This is a genomic window from Halomonas sp. KM-1 (assembly GCF_000246875.1).
In the GTDB taxonomy this organism is placed as follows: domain Bacteria; phylum Pseudomonadota; class Gammaproteobacteria; order Pseudomonadales; family Halomonadaceae; genus Halomonas; species Halomonas aerodenitrificans.
This window is the reverse complement of sequence record NZ_BAEU01000140.1, coordinates 1-21,415: the sequence shown is the minus strand read 5'-3', so window position 1 is coordinate 21,415 and position 21,415 is coordinate 1. Positions and strand designations below refer to the sequence as shown.

The 21,415-nt window shown below is 65.1% G+C and carries 19 protein-coding genes; 15 read left to right on the top strand and 4 right to left on the bottom strand.

The window, feature by feature from the left end:
- Positions 1 to 31: 31 nt before the first annotated feature.
- Complete coding sequence (locus tag B8115_RS17345; RefSeq protein ID WP_010629105.1) at positions 32 to 964, bottom strand: diguanylate cyclase domain-containing protein; 933 nt, start codon at positions 962 to 964, stop codon at positions 32 to 34.
- Positions 957 to 1,820: a hypothetical protein gene (locus B8115_RS17340; protein ID WP_010629104.1), complete on the bottom strand. Its 864-nt coding sequence runs from the start codon at positions 1,818 to 1,820 to the stop codon at positions 957 to 959. The genes B8115_RS17345 and B8115_RS17340 overlap by 8 nt, the downstream gene beginning before the upstream one ends.
- A gap of 89 nt (positions 1,821 to 1,909) precedes the next feature.
- Between B8115_RS17340 and B8115_RS17335 the strand changes: the two genes are divergently transcribed.
- The 11 genes from B8115_RS17335 (at position 1,910) to lipB (ending at position 12,455) form a co-directional block, all read left to right on the top strand.
- A complete protein-coding gene (locus B8115_RS17335) occupies positions 1,910 to 3,211 on the top strand; it encodes a glutamate-5-semialdehyde dehydrogenase (RefSeq protein ID WP_010629103.1) in 1,302 nt (433 codons plus the stop codon).
- A 65-nt stretch (positions 3,212 to 3,276) separates the two neighbouring features.
- On the top strand, positions 3,277 to 3,906 hold the full coding sequence (nadD, locus tag B8115_RS17330) for a nicotinate-nucleotide adenylyltransferase (protein WP_051004663.1): 630 nt from the start codon (positions 3,277 to 3,279) through the stop codon (positions 3,904 to 3,906).
- A gap of 66 nt (positions 3,907 to 3,972) precedes the next feature.
- On the top strand, positions 3,973 to 4,332 hold the full coding sequence (gene rsfS / locus B8115_RS17325) for a ribosome silencing factor (protein WP_010629101.1): 360 nt from the start codon (positions 3,973 to 3,975) through the stop codon (positions 4,330 to 4,332).
- Positions 4,329 to 4,796, top strand: coding sequence for a 23S rRNA (pseudouridine(1915)-N(3))-methyltransferase RlmH (gene rlmH, locus B8115_RS17320; RefSeq protein ID WP_010629100.1), 468 nt, complete (start codon positions 4,329 to 4,331; stop codon positions 4,794 to 4,796). Before rsfS ends, rlmH begins: the two co-directional genes overlap by 4 nt.
- A gap of 39 nt (positions 4,797 to 4,835) precedes the next feature.
- On the top strand, positions 4,836 to 6,743 hold the full coding sequence (gene mrdA, locus B8115_RS17315; RefSeq protein WP_010629099.1) for a penicillin-binding protein 2: 1,908 nt from the start codon (positions 4,836 to 4,838) through the stop codon (positions 6,741 to 6,743).
- A 3-nt stretch (positions 6,744 to 6,746) separates the two neighbouring features.
- On the top strand, positions 6,747 to 7,901 hold the full coding sequence (gene rodA / locus B8115_RS17310) for a rod shape-determining protein RodA (RefSeq protein ID WP_010629098.1): 1,155 nt from the start codon (positions 6,747 to 6,749) through the stop codon (positions 7,899 to 7,901).
- A 128-nt stretch (positions 7,902 to 8,029) separates the two neighbouring features.
- Positions 8,030 to 9,028 (top strand): lytic murein transglycosylase B, encoded by a 999-nt coding sequence (gene mltB / locus B8115_RS17305; RefSeq protein ID WP_083861881.1) that lies wholly within the window; start codon positions 8,030 to 8,032, stop codon positions 9,026 to 9,028.
- A complete protein-coding gene (locus B8115_RS17300) occupies positions 9,025 to 10,041 on the top strand; it encodes a septal ring lytic transglycosylase RlpA family protein (RefSeq protein WP_010629096.1) in 1,017 nt (338 codons plus the stop codon). Before mltB ends, B8115_RS17300 begins: the two co-directional genes overlap by 4 nt.
- A 44-nt stretch (positions 10,042 to 10,085) precedes the next feature.
- Positions 10,086 to 11,297: a serine hydrolase gene (locus B8115_RS17295; protein WP_010629095.1), complete on the top strand. Its 1,212-nt coding sequence runs from the start codon at positions 10,086 to 10,088 to the stop codon at positions 11,295 to 11,297.
- Positions 11,298 to 11,477: 180 nt separating this feature from the next.
- Positions 11,478 to 11,786: a YbeD family protein gene (locus B8115_RS17290; protein ID WP_010629094.1), complete on the top strand. Its 309-nt coding sequence runs from the start codon at positions 11,478 to 11,480 to the stop codon at positions 11,784 to 11,786.
- An 18-nt stretch (positions 11,787 to 11,804) separates the two neighbouring features.
- Positions 11,805 to 12,455 (top strand): lipoyl(octanoyl) transferase LipB, encoded by a 651-nt coding sequence (lipB, locus tag B8115_RS17285; protein ID WP_010629093.1) that lies wholly within the window; start codon positions 11,805 to 11,807, stop codon positions 12,453 to 12,455.
- Between the two features lie 22 nt (positions 12,456 to 12,477).
- Here lipB and lipA read toward each other — a convergent pair whose 3' ends face one another.
- Entirely contained in the window at positions 12,478 to 13,533 is a 1,056-nt protein-coding gene (gene lipA, locus B8115_RS17280) for a lipoyl synthase (RefSeq protein WP_010629092.1), read from the bottom strand.
- 175 nt (positions 13,534 to 13,708) lie between these two features.
- Positions 13,709 to 14,698, bottom strand: a complete 990-nt coding sequence (locus B8115_RS17275) for a LysR family transcriptional regulator (RefSeq protein WP_010629091.1) — start codon at positions 14,696 to 14,698, stop codon at positions 13,709 to 13,711.
- A 92-nt stretch (positions 14,699 to 14,790) separates the two neighbouring features.
- Between B8115_RS17275 and B8115_RS17270 the strand changes: the two genes are divergently transcribed.
- The 4 genes from B8115_RS17270 to B8115_RS24160 all read left to right on the top strand — a co-directional run.
- Entirely contained in the window at positions 14,791 to 15,732 is a 942-nt protein-coding gene (locus B8115_RS17270; RefSeq protein WP_010629090.1) for an acetyl-CoA carboxylase biotin carboxylase, read from the top strand.
- A 133-nt stretch (positions 15,733 to 15,865) separates the two neighbouring features.
- Positions 15,866 to 18,346 carry a DUF3141 domain-containing protein gene (locus B8115_RS17265; RefSeq protein ID WP_010629089.1) on the top strand — a complete coding sequence of 827 codons (2,481 nt, stop codon included), beginning with the start codon at positions 15,866 to 15,868 and terminating at the stop codon, positions 18,344 to 18,346.
- 269 nt (positions 18,347 to 18,615) lie between these two features.
- A complete protein-coding gene (gene topA, locus B8115_RS17260; protein ID WP_010629088.1) occupies positions 18,616 to 21,243 on the top strand; it encodes a type I DNA topoisomerase in 2,628 nt (875 codons plus the stop codon).
- A partial coding sequence (locus B8115_RS24160; protein WP_010629087.1) for a DUF6586 family protein occupies positions 21,240 to 21,415 on the top strand: 176 nt, incomplete at its 3' end. The genes topA and B8115_RS24160, both read left to right, overlap by 4 nt.

Sequence of the window (21,415 nt, the reverse complement as noted above, 5' to 3'; positions counted from 1 at the left end):
CCTTGTGGGTATGTCGTGGCGCGGGGCGCCTTCAAGTCTCGCTGAGCTTGCGTGTAAGCTCCAGCAGGCGCTGCTCGAAACGCGGCCAGCTCTCGCCGGGCAGGCGCTGGCAGTGCGCGATGGGCGCTCGCAGGGTACCGGTATCCACCAGCACCGTCGACTCGAGCGCCTGTTCGATGCGCTGCTGTACCATCTGTGCGCCGCTCTGGCTGGTATCGGGCAGTACCAGCCAGAAGGTGGACGTGCCCTGCCGCCCCAGGAAGTCGTGCCGCCGCGAGCAGCGGTGCACGGCGAGACACAGAGCGTCGAGCAGGGCCTGGCGTGCCCGGCTGCCGAACTGTTCGCTGGCCATTTCCAGTTGGGGTAGGTGCAGAGCCAGGACGGCCAAGGGCTGGCCGAGGAACTGAGTACGTTGATATTCACTGCCGAGCAGTTCGTGCATGGCCTCCCGCGCCAGGGCATTGCAATGGCGGTCGCGAGGGTTGGTGGCTTCCAGCAGGGCCTGCTGGCGGCGTTGCTCCCAGGGTACCAGGGCAACGACCAGAGTCATGGCCACATAGCCGAGAGCGAAATGCAGGTCCAGCGCGGTGTCGCTCAAGAACAGCCACACGGGGGCCAGGAACAGATTCAGCAGCATGGCGGAAGCCAGCGGCAGCAACAGGACCGTGAGCAGCGGCGCGAGGCCGATCCACATGATGCCTGCCTCTTCCAGCCAGGGCAGTTCCAGGGCCAGCATCGAATAGCCGACGAGGAGTGCCAGATAGGCCGGCAGACGAGCCTGGTTGGGGCGGGCCACGTGCAGCAGGCAGGCGACCAGCATGACCAGCGCCAGGGCTGCCGGCAGCAGGATGCGGCTGTAGTCGCCCATCAGATAGCGCCAGGCGGCATAGCACCCCAGCAAGAGCGCAGAAAAGGCATACGCCACGATGAGTCTGCCCGCGGCGTTGCGGCTATCGTCATCCATCCGGTCGCTCCGTCTGGGGCTGGGGGGCGCGATGCGTGAAGTGCCGCGTCAGGTCGTCGAGAGTCGAGACCTGGTTCAGCGGTACGAAGCGTATCTCGGCATTGGGGCGAAGCCCCTTGAGCAACGTCTGACGCCGGGCTTGGGCCTGGTCGTCGTTGCGGCTGAGCAGCAGCGTCGCCAAGGTGCGATGGTCGAGCCGATAACAGTTCTCGAAATCGTGGGTCAGGCGACACAGCTCCTGGGCCAAGGGCCAGAACTTGCCGCGTGGCATGCGCAGCAGCATCAGCTCTCCGTGTACGCCCTCCCGCCGGCAGCGGGCGCGCTCGCGGCGCAGGTCGGCGGAGAGCTGCTGGCTACTCCAGAGCGGCAGGCCCGGCACCAGGCGCATGCGCTGACGCGAACCGGCACGCGACGGTAACAAATAGCGATTGCGGGCCAGTCCGAGCAGCATCAACGGTAGCAGTACCAGGCCGGAGAACAGCGTCTGCTCGATGCCCAGCAGGTCTGCCAGGCGCCACCAGGTGAGCCCGGCCAGGGCGCAGCTCAGCGCCAGCACCCAGCCGGGCTGGGGTAGCATCAGCAGAGCGGGCCACACCCATAGCCACAGCGCGTGACGCTCAGGTTCCACGAGCAGCAGGCCGGCCAACAGCATGCTGGGTAACAACTGCCAGGGGACGGTGGGGGGGCGCCGGTAGCTGAGTTCGAGCAGACTGGCCGTCACCATCAGCCAGACGCTGGCCAACACCAGCAGCAGAGCGCTGGAGAGCGGTTCGGCGAGGTAAGCCAGCAGGATCAGTAGCAGCGCCGCGGCCCACAGGTTCAGGCGCATCAGCCCGACTTTGTACTTGCTCTGCATGGTGCCTTACTATGGGGTTCAACGTGGTATCGCGCCAGTATAACGTTCGCAGCGCCGTGTGGCGCTCTGCCAGGAGAACTTCGTTCCGCATGACCGCTCACGCCTCCCAAAACGAAACCAGTGCCACCCAGATCGACGATGTCGTGGCCTACATGGCTGGCCTCGGGCAGGCGGCACGTGCCGCTGCCACTCAGATGCGTCGCGCCGTGACCGGCGACAAGAATCGCGCCCTGCTGGCCATGGCCGAGCACCTTCAGCGTCGCCGCGGTGAGATACTGGAGGCCAACGCCGCCGATCTGGCCCGTGGCCGTGACAACGGCCTCGAGGCGGCCTTGCTCGATCGTCTGGCGCTCAACGATGCGCGTATCGATGCCATGATCGAAGGCCTCGAGCAGGTGGCGGCACTGCCCGACCCCGTGGGCGAAATCGAGGGGTTGCGCTACCGGCCCAGCGGTATTCAGGTGGGCCAGATGCGGGTGCCGCTCGGGGTGATCGGCATCATCTACGAGTCGCGGCCCAACGTGACCATGGAGGCCGCCAGCCTGTGCCTGAAGTCGGGCAATGCCAGCATCCTGCGCGGCGGCTCCGAGGCGCGGGATTCCAATGCCGCCATCGCCGCCTGCATTCGCGCCGGGCTGCGCGAGGCCGGGCTGCCCGAGGACGCGGTGCAGGTAGTGGCCACCACTGACCGTGCCGCGGTGGGGCAGCTGATCGCCATGCCGGAGTATGTCGACGTAATCATCCCGCGGGGTGGCAAGTCCCTGATCGAGCGCATCTCTCGAGAGGCGCGGGTGCCGGTGATCAAGCACCTGGACGGTGTCTGCCATGTCTATATCGATGCCACGGCGGATCCCGAGAAGGCGCTGGCGATCGCCGTCAACGCCAAGACGCATCGCTACGGCACCTGCAACACCATGGAGACCCTGCTCGTCGATGCGCCGGTGGCCGAGGAACTGCTGCCACGCCTGGCGCAAGCCTATGCCGTGTACGAGGTCGAGCTGCGCGGCTGTGAGCGAAGCCGGGCCATTCTCGACGGTATCGCTGCCGCAAGCGAAGAAGACTGGTACGCCGAATATCTGGCCCCGGTACTGGCGGTGCGGGTGGTCGATGGCATGGAAGCTGCCATCGAGCACATCGAGCGCTATGGCTCGCACCACACCGATGCCATCGTGACCCAAGACTACGGGCTGGCGCGCCGCTTCATGGCCGAGGTCGATTCGAGCTCGGTGATGGTCAATGCATCGACCCGTTTTGCCGATGGCTTCGAGTACGGCCTGGGTGCGGAGATCGGCATCTCCACCGACAAGCTTCATGCGCGCGGTCCGGTTGGGCTCGAAGGGTTGACCACGCGCAAGTACGTTGTGCTGGGCGACGGCCAGGTACGACAGTGACGGCGCAGAGCGGCGCCTTGCCTTCGCAGCAGGCCGTGAGGCCGCTCGAGCCGCCGCGCGTGGCCATGTTCGGCGGCACCTTCGATCCCGTGCACCTGGGACACCTGCGCAGCGCCGTGGAGCTGCACGAGGCGCTGGCGCTCGATCGGGTGCACATGGTGCCGGCGTGCATGCCGCCGTTGCGCGACAGGCCCCAGGTGGCGCCGCAGGAGCGCTTGAACCTGCTTAGGCTAGGAATAGGCGATACGCCGGGGCTGGTGGCCGATGGGCGAGAACTCGAGCGTGACGGCCCGTCGTACAGCGTCGATACCCTGGCCGGGCTGCGCGACGAGTACGGTCGCGAGGCGCGCCTGATCATGGCGCTGGGCCATGATGCCTTTCTGCGCCTGGCCGACTGGCACGAGCCACAGCGGCTGTTCGAGCTGGCTCACCTGGTCGTCATCGACCGCCCCGACCATGCCGCACCGCTTTCTTCCGCGCTTACCGAACTGATCGCCGGACGTGAGGTCGATAGACCCGAGCTTCTCATGCGGCGTGCTGCGGGTGGTTTATTGCGCCTGGCATTGCCCACGCGCATGGCGCTTTCGGCAACGGCGATACGCCAGCGTCTGGCGGAGGGGCGCAGCGTGCGTTACCTGCTGCCGGAAGCGGTGGAGAGAAGAATCGACGCCGCCTCGTTGTATCGTCACTCTTGAACGCTGCCAGCAGCTGCCCAAGACGCTACAATGGCGGCGTCCAAGACTTCCCGTTGATGAGGGGCTATGCATAACGAATCGCTCAAGACACTGGTAGTAGATGCACTGGAGGATCTCAAAGCCAAGGATGTCGCACTGCTCGATGTCTCCCGGCTGACCAGTGTCACCGACCTGATGGTAGTGGCCAGCGGTACCTCCACCCGTCATGTGACGGCGCTGGCCGACCATGTGGTCGAACGGGCCAAGGCAAGCGGCATTCAGCCCCTGGGGGTAGAGGGGCAGGCCGGCTCCGACTGGGTGCTGGTCGATCTTGGCGATCTCGTGGTGCATGTCATGCTGCCCGATACTCGTCAACTCTATGACCTGGAGCGGCTGTGGGCCGACCTGCCGAGCGATGGCGAGCATCAGGAGCAGGGCGGCACATGAGGATCCGCCTGTTGGCGGTCGGCACCCGCATGCCTGGTTGGGTCAACGAAGGGGTGGAGGAGTATCGCAAGCGCCTGCCGCGCGACTTCGCTCTGGAGATCGAAGAGATCGCTCCTGGACAGCGTGGCAAGAATGCCGATACGGCCAGGGCCGTGGCGTCGGAAGCCAAGCGCATACGGGAGCGGCTGCGGGGCGATGAATTCGTCGTGGCACTGGAAGTCGGCGGGCGAGCCTGGAGCACAGAGCGTCTGGCCCAGGAGGCCGAGAGCTGGCGGCTCGAAGGGCGTGAGGTGGTGCTTCTGGTGGGTGGGCCGGATGGCCTGGCCCCTGAGCTCTCCGCGGCCGCCGATCGCCGCTGGTCGCTGTCGGCGCTGACGCTGCCGCATCCACTGGTCAGGGTGATTCTGGCCGAACAGCTCTATCGCGCCTGGACCCTGCTGGTGGGGCATCCCTACCACCGCTGAACGGCGCCTTACCGAAACTGAGTGAGATCTATTGTCGGCATGCGCGACCGCCGTGACACCCTCAAGAATCCCGAGCAGGAGCTGCGCATCTTTCGCGTACGCGCCCTGCTCGCCGTATTGACGATCCTGATCCTGACCGGGTTGCTGTCGGGACGGCTCGTCTATTTGCAAGTGGTCCAGCACGAGGTCTACACGACGCGTTCCGAGAAGAACCGCGTGCGGGTGGAGCCGCTGCCGCCCACCCGCGGCTTGATCTTCGACCGCAACGGCATGCTGCTGGCCGAGAATCGTCCGACCTACAACCTGACGTTGATACGTGAGAGGGCCGAAAACCTCGATGCCACTCTGGACCGGCTCGAGGAGCTGCTGGAGCTGACGCCGGAAGAGGCGGAAGGATTTCGCATTCGCGCCCGGCAGCCGCAGCGACCGTTCCAGCCCGCGCTGCTGATGAGCGATCTCGACGAGGTCCAGATCGCCCGGCTGGCAGTGAACCGGCACCGCTTGCCTGGGGTCGAGGTGGAAGCCCAACTGCTGCGCTTCTATCCCGATGCGAACATCATGGCCCATGCGATCGGCTATGTCGGTCGCATCAATGCCGAAGAGGTCAAGACGCTCGATCCTGGGCGCTATGCGGGTACTCACTTCATCGGCAAGACCGGTGTGGAGCGCTTTTACGAAGACGTGCTGCACGGACAGGCCGGCCTGCGCCAGGTGGAGACCAATGCGCGTGGCCGTGTGTTGCGTGAACTCGGTCGTACCGATCCCGTGCCGGGCCAGAACCTGACGCTGACCCTCGACCGCGATCTGCAAAATCTCGCTTATGAGCTGCTCGATGGCCGACGCGGTTCCATTGTGGCCATCGTTCCCGCTACCGGGGAGATACTGGCCATGGTGTCGGCGCCCGGCTTCGACAGTAACCAGTTCGTCACCGGTATCGACTTCGCCTCCTATCGAGCGTTGCAGGAGAACATCGATCTGCCGCTGTTCAACCGGGCCATTCGCGGGCAGTATCCACCCGGTTCCACGATCAAGCCTTTCCTTGCCCTGGCGGGCCTGGTGGAGGGGGTGATCACGCCCGATCGTGTCATCAACGACCCCGGCTTCTACCAGTTGCCCAACGACAGCCGGCGCTATCGCAACTGGCTGCGCTGGGGTCACGGACGGGTGGACATGGAGCGTTCCATCGCCGTCTCCAACAACACCTATTACTACTCGCTGGCCCATGAGATGGGCATCGACCGCCTGCATGAGCAGATGAGCGCTTTCGGTTTCGGTCAGCGCGTCGGTCACGATGTGTTCGGCGAGAGCGGGGCGCTGATGCCGTCGCGCGACTGGAAGCGGGCGCGCTTCAATCAGCCCTGGTTTCCCGGCGAGACGCTGTCGGTGGGCATCGGCCAGGGCTACTGGCAGGTCACGCCGCTGCAGCTGGCAACCGCCACGGCGGTGCTCGCCAACCGTGGTCAGTGGGTCAAGCCGCGCCTGGCGAGCCGGATCGGCGACGAGCCGGTGCCCGTGGAGCTACCCGATACGCCCAACGATATCGCGGTGCAGAGTGATGTCTGGTGGGACCGTGTCTTCTCCGGCATGGAGAAAGTGCTGACCGGCAGCGAAGGCACGGCGCGTCGGACCGGCGTGGGCCTGAAGTACCGCATGGCCGGCAAGTCGGGCACCGCGCAGGTGTTCTCGTTGGGTCAGGACCAGCGTTACAACGCCGAAGAGCTGGCCGAACGGCTGCGCGATCACGCCCTGTTCATGGCCTTTGCCCCCTTGGAGGATCCACAGATCGCCGTTTCCGTGATCGTGGAGAATGCCGGTGGTGGCAGTACCCATGCTGCCCATCTGGCACGGGCGATGACCGATGCCTGGCTGCTGGAGGAGGAGGCGCCCGATGCAGAGGAGATCCGCGAGACGATGGAAAACGATGACAGCAGCGTGGCGGGGAACTGAGCGATGTTCGGCTTGATGAGTGGGCTGCGCGCCCGGCCGGTGCGGGCGCCGGAAAGCGGTATTTCGCGGCGCAAGAGCATTTGGGAGCGCACGCATCTCGATCCCTGGCTGCTGCTGTTGCTGGTGATACTGCTGACGGTCGGGCTGGGCGTGCTCTACAGTGCCAGCGGCCAGCGCATCGAAGTGGTGATGGCCCAGGCGTCGCGTTTCGTGGTGGCGTTCGTGATCATGCTGGTGCTAGCCCAGTTGCCGCCGGCCACCCTGATGCGCTGGGCGCTGCTGCTCTATGGCGTCGGACTGCTGATGTTGGTCGCCGTCGAACTGGTGGGCGATGTCGGTATGGGGGCGCAGCGCTGGCTGGTGATTCCCGGCGTGATCCGCTTTCAACCTTCCGAGTTGATGAAGCTGGCAATGCCGCTGATGCTGGCCGCTTGGCTGAGTCGGCGTGAGTTGCCGCCACGTTGGAAGGATCTTTTGGTGTGCGCGGTATTGCTGGGTTTGCCCGTGCTGCTGATCGCCCGGCAGCCGGACCTGGGTACCTCGCTGCTGGTGGCCTGTGCCGGCGTGTTCGTGGTGCTGCTGGCCGGGCTCTCCTGGCGCTTCATCCTCTTTCTTTCCGTTGCCGCGGCGGCGGCACTGCCCTTGCTGTGGGTGAATCTCCACAATTACCAGCGCCAACGGGTGCTGACCTTCCTCAACCCGGAGAGCGATCCGCTGGGCGCCGGCTGGAACATCATTCAGTCGACCACGGCCATCGGCAGCGGCGGCCTGTGGGGCAAGGGCTGGCTCCAGGGCACCCAGTCGCAGCTCGAATTCCTGCCCGAGCGTCACACCGATTTCATCGTGGCGGTGCTTGGCGAGGAGTTCGGCCTGGTCGGCATGCTGCTCATCCTGTTTCTCTATCTGCTGATCGTCCTGCGCGGGCTGTGGCTGGCCATGGCGTCGCACGATACTTTCGGTCGGTTGTTGGGAGGCAGCATCATCCTGACCTTCTTCATTTACGTATTCGTCAATGTCGGTATGGTCAGCGGCATTCTTCCGGTGGTCGGCGTTCCGCTGCCACTGGTGAGCTACGGCGGCACCTCCAGCGTGACCTTGCTGGCGGGATTCGGTATTCTCATGTCGATTCACGGACACCGTCGTCTGTTGCCGCGTTAACGGTGGTGGCGCGGGTTCGAGCGACAATGCCCCGGTCAGGGAGTGGCAGAAGCATGACGCCTGAGTGCAAGTGGAAAGGGTGGAAAGGACCTCGAATTGCCGCTGTAACGGCAACGGTTCTGGGATTGATGGTACCGTCTCTTCAGGCGGCGGATTTCACCCCTGCCCAGCACGAGGGGGCAAGGCAACTGGTGGAAGAGTTGGCCGAGCGCGGCATCGAACGCGATTGGCTCGAGACGGCGCTGCAACAGGCCGTCTTCCAGCAGGGCGTACTCGATGCCATGGAGGGGGCAGCCGAGCGGCGGTTGCGCTGGGATGAGTATCGCGAGATTTTCCTGCAGCCGGAGCGCATCGCGCGTGGCGTTGACTTCATCGAAGCCCACGAGGATGCATTCGAGCGCGCCTATGCCGAATACGGTGTGCCGCCGGAGGTGATCGCGGCCATCATCGGCGTCGAAACCAGCTATGGCCGCTTCACCGGTCGTCACCGCGTCATCGACTCGCTCTCGACGCTGGCCTTCCATCATCCGGTGCGCGGTAATTTCTTCCGTGGCGAGCTGGCCGCCTTTCTCGAGATCACCCACGAGCAGGAGGTGGACCCCGGCAGTCTCAAGGGTTCCTACGCCGGCGCCATGGGCTATCCGCAGTTCATTCCGACCAGCTACCGCGCCTACGCGGTCGATTTCGACGGCGACGGCCAGCGCAACCTGTGGACCAATCCCGTCGATGCCATCGGCAGCGTGGGCAACTACTTCGCCGAGCATGGCTGGCGCCCCGGCGAGCTGATCTACGTTGAAGCTCAGGGGCCGTCCGATGAGCCGCCTTCCGGTATCGATTTCAACCGCACTCAGCGGCCCTACGTCGAAGTGAGTGAGCTGGAGCAGGCGGGCGTCGCTGCCAAGGGCGAGCTCGATGGTGAGCAGCGGGTGATCCCGCTGGCGCTGGAAGTGGATGAGTCGAGCTGGCGCTATCGGCTCGGTCATGAGAATTTCTACGTCATTACCCGCTACAACCACAGCCATCTTTACGCCATGGCCGTGACCGAGCTAGCCGAAGAGATTGCCGCCATGCGCGAGCTCGGCCCTCTGCCGCAGAATGGATCCGTCGAACGAGGGGAATCGCCATGAAAGCGCTGCCGATCGTGCTTGCCGTTACTGCCCTGTTGGCGGGCTGTGCGAGCAGCGGGCCGACGACCTCGCCTCAGCGTGACAGTGCCGATGGAAAGCCCGCTCCGGCATCTTCCAGCGGTGGCGGTCGCTACGCCATGAACAGCGATGCCTATCCGGAGAATCCGCCGGACGTCAGCCAGATTCCCGATGCCGTGCCACGCGTGGAGCCGCTCTCACGCGGCGGCAATCGTCCCGTCTACGAAGTGTGGGGCAAGACCTACAACGTGCTGCCCGACGCGCGTGGCTACGCCCGCCAGGGTACGGCTTCCTGGTACGGTGAGAAATTCCATGGCTACGCCACGTCCAATGGCGAAATCTACGACATGTACGAGATGACCGCGGCCCACCGTTCCCTGCCGCTGCCTACTTATGCGCGCGTGACCAGCCTCGAGAACGGTCGCTCGGTCATCGTCCGGGTCAACGACCGCGGTCCCTTCCACAACGATCGCGAGATCGATCTCTCCTACGCGGCAGCGGCGCGGCTCGACATCCTCGAGCGCGGCACCGGTCGGGTCAAGGTCGAAGCGATCGATGCGGAGGTGTGGCTGGCCGAAAATGGCGGCAATGGTGGTAACGGCGCGAACCGAACCTCCTCTGGCGCTGTCCAAACGGCGGCTCAGGCGACTCCACGCAGCAACCCGGCATCTCAGCAAGCCAGCTCGGCACCTCAGCAGGCCAGTGCCCCGGCGGCGAGCGCCGGCGCTGCTGCATCGAGTGGGTCCAACCAGGCTGGCAGCAATGGCATGCCGATCTATCTGCAGATCGCCGCGCTGGGATCCGCCGACAACGCCCGGGCACTCAAGGCTCGCCTCGAAAGCGAGCTGTCTCATCCCGTGCGGGTGGCAGATGCCACCGGTATGTATCGTGTCCAGGTCGGCCCCCTGGCCCACGCCGGGCAGGTCGAGCCTGTGCGCGCTGAGCTGAGACGTGCCGGCTTCGAACAAGCCTTTATTGTCAACGGCGCCGACTGAGTCGCGCCGTTCCCTTGACCTTTCTCGACGTAGTGATGAGATTCATGCCCATGCGAGTGCTGTCCACCCCTATCTACCGTCGGCTGCTGCCACTGATGCTGTTCGGCCTGTTGCTGTGCGTCTCCAAGGCTCTGGCCCAGGCAACTCCGACCCCGACCCCACAGACCATGATCCCGGCTCCACCGCAGATCGCTGCCAAGTCCTGGATTCTGATGGATGCGGACAGCGGCAGGGTGCTGGTCGAGCACAACGCCGATGAGCGTCTTCCCCCGGCCAGCTTGACCAAGCTGATGACCGCCTATCTGGTGGAGCGGGAGCTCGACCGTGGCAACATCAACCTGGACGACACCGTGCGCGTCAGCGAGAACGCCTGGCGTACGGGAGGCTCCAAGATGTTCATCGAGGTCAACACCGAGGTTTCCATCCGCGATCTGCTCTACGGCATCATCATCTCGTCGGGTAACGATGCCAGCGTGGCCGTGGCCGAGCACCTGGCCGGCGGTGAAGCCCCTTTTGCCGATCTGATGAATCAGCACGCCACGCGCCTTGGGTTGCACAACACCAGCTTTGCCAATGCCACCGGGCTGCCGCATCCGGAGCAGTACTCATCGGCCCGCGACATGGCTCTGCTCTCGCAGTACATCATTAACGACTACCCGGAACATTACGCGGTCTACGCCGAGAAATACTTCACCTACAACGACATTCGCCAGCCCAACCGCAACCGGTTGCTGTGGCGCGACCCCACTGTCGACGGCCTCAAGACCGGTTGGACCACCGAAGCGGGTTACGGCCTGGTGGCATCGGCCAAGCGCGACGGCATGCGCCTGATTTCGGTGGTGATGGGCACCAGCTCGGAGGAGTCTCGTGCCCAGGAGACCCAGAAGTTGCTCAGCTACGGTTTCCGCTACTACGAAACCCTCAAGCTCTACGATCAGGGTGCGGTGCTCAACTCACCCCGGATCTGGGGCGGCGAGAAGAACGAGCTGCGCGTCGGCGTCGACCGCGACGTGGCCATGACTCTGCCGCGGGCGCGCAACGAAGAGCTGCATGCACGGCTGGACATCCGCCAGGACCTCAGTGCGCCCATCAGCCTGGGCGACCGGGTCGGCACCCTGGAGGTTCGTCTCGGTGATGAAGTCGTGGGCGAACACCCCCTGGTGGCCCTCGAGACGATCGAGGAGGGCGGCCTGTTCAAGCGCCTGTTCGATCAGGTGAGGCGCTTCTTCAGCAATCTGCTTAGCGGCTGGTTCTAGGTCGTTCCCAGGCCATTCGAGACAGGCGGCGCCGCTGTGCGCCGCCTGCATGGGACTCCTTGGCATACCTTGGGCACCAGCAGCTTGGGTGCCGATGGCTTGGGTGTCGAGTGAAAGCCGAGTAAAAGCCGAGTAAAATGCTCGGAAATAGATAGGAAGGGCCACGACCCCGAGAGAGCCATGTCAGACGACAAACTGCGCGATTTACGCCAAGCCCCGGCGACAAACCAAGCGGCGCCGACGATTACCTTTCCCTGCGACTATCCCATCAAGGTGGTGGGCGATGCCGCCGAGGACTTCACCGCCACTGTGTGCCAGGTGGTGCTGCGCCACGATGCCAGCTTCGATGCCGAAAGCATCGAGGTCGTCGAGAGCCGTACCGCCCGTTACCTTTCGGTGAGGCTGACCCTGCGGGCGACCGGTGAGAAGCAGCTCAAGGCGCTGTTCGCCGATCTCAAGGCCACCGGCCGCGTGCACATGGTGGTATAGATGGCGCCATGCGCCGCTATGGCCGCTCCTATCGAGCTTCATCGCCTGGGCCGACGACCCTACCTCCCGGTGTGGCAGGCCATGCGCGACCTCACCGATACCCGCGACGAGACGACTGCAGACCAGCTCTGGCTGGTGGAGCATGATCCGGTTTTCACTCAGGGGCAGGCCGGCAAGCCCGAGCACCTGCTGATGCCGGGCGACATTCCTGTAGTGCAGACGGATCGCGGTGGCCAGGTGACCTATCACGGGCCGGGGCAGGTGGTGCTCTATCCGCTCCTCGACGTGCGGCGCTCGCGGCTCGGGGTGCGGGATCTCGTCTCGGCGCTGGAGAATGCCGTCATCGCCGTGCTGGCGGAGCAGGGCATCGAGGCGCGGGCACGCGCCGATGCCCCTGGTGTCTACGTCGGCGAGGCCAAGATCGCCTCGCTGGGCTTACGTATCCGGCGCGGTGCCAGCTATCACGGCGTTGCGCTCAATGTCGATGCCGACCTGAGCCCCTTCGCACGCATCAATCCCTGCGGCTATGCCGGCATGGCCATGACGCGCTTGGCCGATCTGGTGGCCAAGCCGCCTTCAGCGGAGCAGGTGGGCCTGAGTCTGGCGCGGAGCCTGGCGAGTGAGCTGGGGCGCGAGCTGCAGCTGCAGGAAGCACAGGCGGCCGTGTGAAGGCCGCCGGCGGGGAGCGCCATCAACCGACGTTGATCGCCTGAATGCGGTTGGGGTCGGGCTCCTGGCCCGGTACCTCGGCGGGGGCGGCCAGGCCCAGATTGTTCTTCTCGAACACCCGGTCGGCCCGGTAGCTGGAGCGTACCAGCGGGCCGGAGGCCACTTCCATGAAACCCTTTTCCAGGCCCAGGCGGCGATAGCGCTCAAACTCGTCTGGCGTGACCCAGCGCTCTACCGGCAAATGGTTGCGCGTCGGGCGCAGATACTGCCCCAGGGTGACGATGTCGACGTCGATGGCGCGCAGGTCGTCGAAAGTCTGGAGGATCTCTTCGTCGGTTTCGCCAAGCCCCAGCATCAGGCTGGTCTTGGTCAGCACGTCGGGGCGGTAGCGCTTGGCGTGGGCCAGCACGTCGAGGGTCTTGCGGTAGCCGGCACGCGGGTCGCGCACGTAGTGGGTGAGTCGTTCCACCGTCTCGACGTTCTGGGCGAACACTTCCAGCCCGGAGTCGACCACTTGCTCGATGGCAGTTTGGTCACCATCGAAGTCGGGGGTGAGCGCCTCGACCACCACTGCGGGCGTGTTGGCCTTGATCGCCCGAATGCAGGCAGCATAGTGAGAGGCGCCGCCATCGGCCAGGTCGTCACGGTCCACCGAAGTGAGCACCACGTAGCGCAGGCCCATCAGCTCCACCGACTTGGCGGTATTGGCCGGCTCCTCGCTGTCCAGCCAGCCGCGGGGATTGCCGGTATCCACGGCACAGAAGCGGCAGGCGCGGGTACACACCGAGCCCATCAGCATGATGGTGGCCGTACCGTTGCTCCAGCACTCGCCCATGTTGGGGCAGTGAGACTCGGCGCATACGGTGCTCAGGCGGTGTTCCTTGACGTTGCGCTTCACTGCCTCGAAACGCCCGCCGCCGGGCATCTGGGCGCGTAGCCACTTCGGCTTGCGCCCCGGTTCCGGTTGTTCATCGGTCTGGCTGCGCTGCAGCTTGATACCGTCCTTGATGGCGGCGAAGCCGTGCTCGGTGCGGAACTTCGCGCCGCTAGGCACGCGTTTCGAGGTGTTGTCGCTCATAGGTGTGAGCCTCTCCACTAGGCGGCTGCCACGGCCGTGCCAGAGTTCATCGGTGCGCCATCATCGCGGGCGGACCTGGCCAAAGGCACGGCAATTGATACGTTGGTCGCAGGCCCGTAATCTACCATATCGCGCCTGACTGGCACAGCGGAGCAGGGCGACGCAGGCGTGACGCTCAACCTGATGTAAGCGGCAGGCAGACGACGCCATGGTCGGGGATTGGCCGGGGTGGCGCCCGGAAGTGCGCTTCGATTTCGCCCAGACGCTCGCGCACGAAACGCAGGAACAGTTCGGTGACCGGTGTGGGGAAGCGGTCTCGGGGGTAGACCGTGCACCAGGAGCGGCGTAGGGGAAAACCCGGTAGTGGCAGCTCCGCCAGCAGTCCGGCGCCGATCTCGAGACGAACCGCCAGCCGCGGCAACACGGTGACACCCAGGTGAGCCATCACCCCCTGCTTGATCGCCTCGTTGGTGCCCAGCTCCATGGTATGCTGCAAGGCCACGTCCTGCTCGGCGGCGAGCTGCTCGAAAGCGGTGCGTACGCCGGAGCCTGACTCACGCATCAATAGATAGTGGCGGGCCAGATCTTCCAGGGTGGGCGAGGGCGCCTCGAGCAGTGGATGGCCGGGCCAGACGATGGGTATCAGTTCGTTCTCTAGGAACGGCATGAAGACCAGGTTGTCGTCCTCTTCGGGCACCATCGCCATGATCACCAGGTCGTCGCTGCGTGCGGCCAGCCTTTCCAGGGCCTGGCTGCGGTTGCAGACCCGCAGGCGTACCTGAACGTTGGGGTAGTGAGCGCGAAAGCGGGCGATCAGATGAGGCACCACGTACTGTGCCGTGGAGACGGCCGCCAGATTGAGCTCCCCGGAAATCGTGCCGTCCAGGTCCGACAGCGTCATCTGCAGTCGCGAGACCTGGCCGAAGATGGCCTGGGTCGAGGCTGCCAGGGCATCGGCCGCCGGCAGCACGTGCAGGGTCTTGCCAGCGTACTTGAACAGGGGTTGGCCGAGGGCCTGCTCGAGCTGACGGATCTGTGCGCTGACCGCCGGCTGGGTCAGGCCCAACTGTTCGGCGGCGCGTGAGTAGGATTGCTGCCGATGCACGGCCTGGAAGACCTGCAACTGGCGAAAGGTCAGGCGGTTCAGCAGCCTTGGGGTTGTCATCGATCGATCCGCTGGAAGGGCACAGGCAGGCCCGGTGAAGAACCCTTGTCATGCTATCACTGCCTTGTCATAGCGTCACAGAGTGGGAATCCATGCAAAGCCTTCGATTCGATCCATTGCGCTGGCAGCGTCTGCTGGTGGCCGGTAGCGGGCTTGGCGCCCTGCGTGCAGGCCAGGCCTGTAGCGAACTCGGGCTGACCTGGCATGCCGGCGGCTGTCTGGCCGACGATGCGCTGATCGCACGCGCGCGTGAGCTGGACTGCGATGCACTGCACCCGGGTGAGGCGACGGCAGAGCAGCAGCGCAGCCTGGCACGGGCCTGTGCCGGCGCCGGGTTGGCGTTCGTCGGCTCGGGCACGACTTTGCTCGACGCCATGTGCAACGGCGATGCCACCCGGCATCTGATGCGGGAAGCGGGCCTGCCGCTGGCCGAGCCGGTGCCCTCTGCACCGTGCGTGCATCTGCCGGTGCTGGCCGACAATCGTGGCCAGGCGCTGGCCCTGGTCGAGCACGAGCGGATGGCCGACGATTTCGCCGTGGCGCCGAGCGAACGGCTGACGCCGGAGCAGCGCGCCTATCTTGGGCAGCTAGCCGTGCAGGGTGCCCGCGCCCTGGGTCTGGTCGGCCTGGCGACGTTGAGCTTCACTCTGGCCAACAACCGCCTGGGCTTTGTCGACATGCGCCCCGGCCTGACGGGTTTCGAGGGCCTGGCTGAGGTATTGAGCGGGCTCGATCTGGCTGTCGAGCAGATTCGTCTGGTGCAAGGGGAGAGGCTGCGGCGCCCCAGGGTCGGCCACATGGGGCACGGTCCGGGGCGGCCGGGTCATGCCAGCCTGCGCCTGCTTCCGCTGGGCAAAGGGCCACTTTGCGGTGGGCCGGGGGTCAGGCTCGATCGACCGGCAGCGGTCGGGAACGAGGCCCGGGTTCGCTTGCTGGTGTGGGGGCGCGATGCGGCCGAGGCCAGGCGTCGTGAGCGGCGGGCACTGGCTGAATGGCATGGCGACGTCGCGCCCGGCAGTGGCGAAGTGGACTGAGGCTTCCACGTGTGGTCACAAAAAATCGACAAAACGGCTGCGTCGATCCTGCACAGGGAGTACTATGCTTGTTGCAGTGCAGCAAATTCTCTCCTGACGTCCCTGACACGCGTCGGGAAAACTGGAGCCGAACATGAACTCACTGATGCCGACACCGCCCGCAGAGGCGCTCAGCTTGCTCGACCCATTCGGTTTTGGCCGTGCCGTTTTCGACTATTGGCGTGATGCCGTCGAGCGCAGTGTGCTTTACATGGACGTGATGCGCGAGCGTGGCAACCAGTATCTCGAACACATCGAGAAGACCAAACCCAACGTGCTCGGCTTCGATGCCGAGGTGGTGATGGACGGTCGCACCCTGCCGCGACCGGTGAATTACGAACTGATGCGGATCCTGCCGCCGGCCGGGGTCGAAGTCGATCCCCAGTCCCGCCCCTTCGTGGTGGTGGACCCGCGCGCCGGACACGGGCCCGGCATCGGTGGCTTCAAGCCCGACAGCGAGATCGGTGTCGCGCTGCGCGCCGGTCATCCCTGCTATTTCATCGGCTTTCTGCCTTATCCGGAGCCCGGCCAGACCGTGGAAGACGTGGTCGAGGCGGAGATTGCCTTTCTGCGTTGCGTGACCGAACACCATCCCGAGTCCGAGAAGCCGATGGTGGTGGGGAACTGCCAGGCGGGCTGGCAGATCATGATGGCGGCGTCGCTCGAGCCGGACGTCTTCGGTCCCATTCTCATTGCCGGCGCGCCGCTCTCCTATTGGGCCGGTGAGCGGGGCAAGGCGCCGATGCGCTACACCGGCGGCATGACCGGCGGCAGCTGGATGACCACCCTGGCCAGCGACCTGGGAGATGGCCTGTTCGACGGCGCTCTGCTGGTGCAGAACTTCGAACGCCTCAATCCGGCCAATACTTGGTGGGACAAGCAGTACCGGCTGTACGCCAACGTCGACACCGAGGCCGGGCGCTATCTCAATTTCGAGCGCTGGTGGGGGGGGCACGTGGTGCTGGGCGGCGAGGAGATCCAGTACATCGTCGACAACCTGTTCGTCGGTAACCGCCTCTCCACCGCCCAACTGGTGACCTCGGACGGCCGCCGCATCGATCTGCGCAACGTGCGCTCTCCAGTAGTGGTGTTCTGCTCCCAGGGCGACGACATCACGCCGCCGCCCCAAGCGCTGGGCTGGGTGCGTGACCTTTATGGCGGAGTAGACGACATCATTGCCAGCGGGCAGACCATCGTCTACTGCGTGCACGACAGCACCGGGCACCTGGGCATCTTCGTGTCGGGCAGCGTGTCGCGCAAGGAGCACGCCGAGTTTACGGCCAACATCGACTATATCGACGTACTGCCACCGGGGCTCTACGAGACCAAGGTCACCAGCGCCAAGGAGCGTGACGATGCCGAGCTAATCGAGCGCGACTACCTGCTCGAGTTCAAGGCGCGCTCCATCGAGGGTCTCAACCGGGACGTGCTGCAGCACCGCGCCGATGACGACACTCGCTTCGCTACCGTGGCGCGCGTCTCGGAAATCAATCTGGGGCTCTACCGGCTGTTCGTGCAGCCCTGGATCCGGGCGACCATCACGCCCGAAGCGGCACGTCTCATGCGGCGTATGCACCCGATCCGCCTGGGTTACAAGCTGCTGTCGGACCGCAATCCGCTGTCGGTGCCGCTGCCGGTGCTGGCCGACTGGGTGCGTCGCGACCGGCATCCGGTCGACGACAGCAACGTGCTGCGTTCACTGGAGAAGGCCTGCTCCGACCAGATTTCCCGGGCGCTCGATACCTGGCGCGAGATCCGCGATCAGAGCATCGAACATGCCTTCCTTACGGTGTACGGCCAGCCGCTGCTGCAGGCCATGGTCGGCTTGGGCGGCGATGCCCACGTACATCGCCGTCAGCCCGGCAGCGAGCCGGAGCATCGGCGCTTCATCGAGCGGCGTCAGGACGAGCTGCGCCAGCGCGTCGCCGAAGGCGGTATCCACGAGGCGGTGATGCGTTCGGTGATTTATGTACTGGGCGGGGCGCCCACCACCGACGAGCGCAACTTCAAGCGCCTGCGGGCGTCGCGGGCCGAGCTGGAGCCTGGCAGCAGCCTGTCGGACTTCAAGCATCTGGTGCGTGAGCAGTTCTTCATCCTCAAGCTCGACCGTGAGGCGGCGCTGGCAGCCATTCCAGAGCTGCTGGCAGGAGAACGGCCCGAGGCGATTCGCGACTCCCTCGAGCATATCGAGCATGTACTGGCCGCCAGCGGCGAGCTTTCAGAGCAGGTGCGCAAGCGCTATGAGCATATTCGGGAGCTCTTCGGCGAGGCGCTGGAACGGGTCGAGCCGGCAGCAAGTCGTCAGGCTCTCGTCGCTCTGCACGACGAAGTGGCGGCGGAAGCCAAAGCCGAGGTCGCCGCTAGGGATGAAGTGGAGAAGATGCTGCAGGATGCCGAGACCAAGGTCGACCCGAGCCCGGCGAAAGCGGCACCGGCCAAGCGCGCCAGCCGTGGCAGCAAGGCCTCCGCGACCAAGGCCACCGTGTCCAAGGCCACCGTGTCCAAGGAAAGTGGCGATGCCGGCGGCGAGAAGCCGGTCGCCAAGAGGGCGCCGCGCAAGCCTCGCAAGAGCTGACGCGCAACGGCCGAGCGGTTCCTTTGCGTGGTCTCATGGCGCCTCTGCCGTTAGCGGCAGAGGCGCTGCTGTTTTACCTTCTCTTGATGTTCTCTTGATGCTATGTCGAGATTGCTGCTTTACTGCCGCCATGCGGAAGCAACTGGCGCGAAACGGGTTGCTGGGGTAGGGTAGGCGGATTTTTCACCCCGCACGGAGCGTCCGCCGAGGACAGGCGGGCCGAAACCGTCAGGCGGGGAAGAGTCCCGCCTAGTAGAATGTGGAGCACTATGGGCAAGTCATTGGTCATCGTCGAGTCGCCGGCCAAGGCCAAGACGATCAATAAATATCTCGGCAGCGAGTTCATCGTGAAGTCGAGCGTGGGTCATATTCGCGACCTGCCGACCAGCGGCTCGGGCAAGACGGCCACCGACCCCAAGGAGCGGGCGCGCCAGGCGGCGGCGACGCGCAAGATGTCGCCCGAGGAGAAAGCCGAGTATAAGAAGCACAAGGCCAAGGAACAGCTCATCCGGCGCATGGGGCTCGATCCGGAGCACGGCTGGAAGGCCCACTACGAGATTCTGCCCGGCAAGGAAAAGGTGGTGGCCGAGCTGCAGAAGCTGGCTGAGAAGGCCGACGCCGTCTATCTCGCTACCGATCTCGACCGTGAGGGAGAGGCGATCGCCTGGCACCTCAAGGAGACCATCGGCGGGGACGACGAGCGCTACCGTCGCGTGGTGTTCAACGAAATCACCAAGAACGCCATCAAGGAGGCCTTCAAGGAGCCCGGCACGCTCAACCTGCCCCGTGTCGAAGCGCAGCAGGCGCGTCGATTCCTCGACCGCGTGGTGGGTTTCATGCTGTCGCCGTTGCTGTGGGCCAAGATTGCCCGTGGCCTTTCCGCCGGTCGCGTGCAGTCGGTGGCGGTGCGCTTGATCGTCGAGCGCGAACGCGAGATCCGTGCCTTCGTGCCCGAGGAGTTCTGGGACGTCCACGCCGACCTCGTCTCCAGCGAAGGTGAACCGGTACGCTTCGAGTTGGTACGCCAGGACGGCAAGGCGTTCCGGCCCACCACAGAGGCCGAGACGCTTACGCGTATCGAGGCGTTGCGCAAGGCCTCGCTGGCCATTACCGCTCGCGAAGACAAGCCGACGCGATCCAAGCCGGGCGCTCCCTTCATCACCTCGACCCTGCAGCAGGCCGCCAGCGGCCGCCTCGGTTTCTCGGTGAAGAAGACCATGACCCTGGCCCAGCGCCTCTACGAGGCGGGCTATATTACCTACATGCGGACCGACTCCACCAATCTCTCGCAGGATGCGGTGGCCATGGTCCGCGAACACATCGAGCAGGAGTATGGCAAGCGCTACCTGCCAGAGTCGCCCAACCGTTACTCGAGCAAGGAGGGGGCGCAGGAGGCCCATGAGGCGATTCGTCCCTCCGACGTCAATCGCAAGGCTGGCGACCTGGCCGGTATGGAGCGCGACGCCGAGCGGCTCTATGAGCTGATCTGGCGTCAGTTCGTGGCCTGTCAGATGACCCCGGCCGAGTACCTCTCCAGTACGCTGACGGTCGAGACGAAAGGCTACGAGCTCAAGGCCAAGGGTCGGGTGCTCAAGTTTGACGGCTATACCCGGGTGATGAAGCCCATGGGCAAGAACGAGGACCAGGCCCTGCCGGACCTGGCCGAGGGTACCCCCATGCGGCTCGAGGCACTCGACCCGCAGCAGCACTTCACCAAGCCGCCGGCCCGCTACACCGAGGCTAGCCTGGTCAAGGAACTCGAGAAACGCGGTATTGGCCGTCCTTCGACCTACGCCTCGATCATCTCCACCATTCAGGATCGCGGCTACGTCAAGCTGGAGAGCCGGCGCTTCTACGCCGAGAAGCTGGGCGACATCGTCACCGAGCGCCTCAAGGAGTCCTTCCCCGACCTGATGGATTACTCCTTCACGGCGCGAATGGAGGACAGCCTCGACGAGGTGGCCGAGGGCGAGCGCAACTGGCGCGAGCTGCTCGATGCCTTCTATGCCGAGTTCCGCGAGGAGCTGGAGTCCGCCGAGAGCGAGGCGGGTATGCGGCCCAATCAGCCAGTGCCCACCGATATTGATTGTCCCACTTGCGGGCGCAAGATGCAGATCCGCACGGCCTCCACCGGGGTGTTCCTGGGCTGTTCCGGCTACAATCTGCCGCCCAAGGAGCGCTGCAAGACCACCATCGACCTGCTGCCCGGCGACGAGGCGGTGCCTGCGGATGCCGGCGAAGAGGCCGAGACCCAGGCGCTGCGCGCCAAGCATCGCTGCCCCAAGTGTGGCACGGCGATGGACAGCTATCTGATCGACGAGAAACGCAAGCTGCATATCTGCGGCAACAGCCCCGACTGCGACGGCCATGAGATCGAGCACGGCAAGTTCCGCATCAAGGGCTATGAGGGCCCCACCATCGAGTGCGACAAGTGCGGCAGCGAGATGCAGCTCAAGTCCGGCCGCTTCGGCAAGTACTTCGGTTGCACCAACGAGGCGTGCAAGAACACCCGTAAGCTGCTGCGCAGCGGCGAGGTGGCGCCGCCCAAGATGGACCCCATTCCGATGCCGGAGCTGGCCTGCGAGAAGGTCGACGACCACTACGTGCTGCGCGACGGCGCCAGCGGTCTGTTCCTGGCGGCGAGCAAGTTCCCGCGCAATCGCGAGACGCGCCCACCCTTGGTGCGTGAACTCAAGGCGCATGCCAAGGAACTGCCCGAGAAATACCGCTACCTGCTCGATGCGCCTGCCGAGGATCCGGACGGTCGCCCGGCGCAGATCCGCTACTCGCGCAAGAGCAAGGAGCAGTTCGTCATGACCGAGGATGACGGCAAGGCAACCGGCTGGCGGGCACTCTTCGACAATGGCAAATGGCAGGTGGAGGACAAGCGCAAGTGACCCCGCGTGGCCGTACCAATCAGCTGCTGTATCAGGCCGAGCTGCTGCTCGACATCGATCCCGGCAACGACGAGCATGCCGAGGCCAGGCGCATGGCGAGCGAAGAGGCCGCGCTGGCACTGGCCGAACTGGCGCTGGAGTCGCTGCTGCGCGAGGTCACCGAGCACGCCCG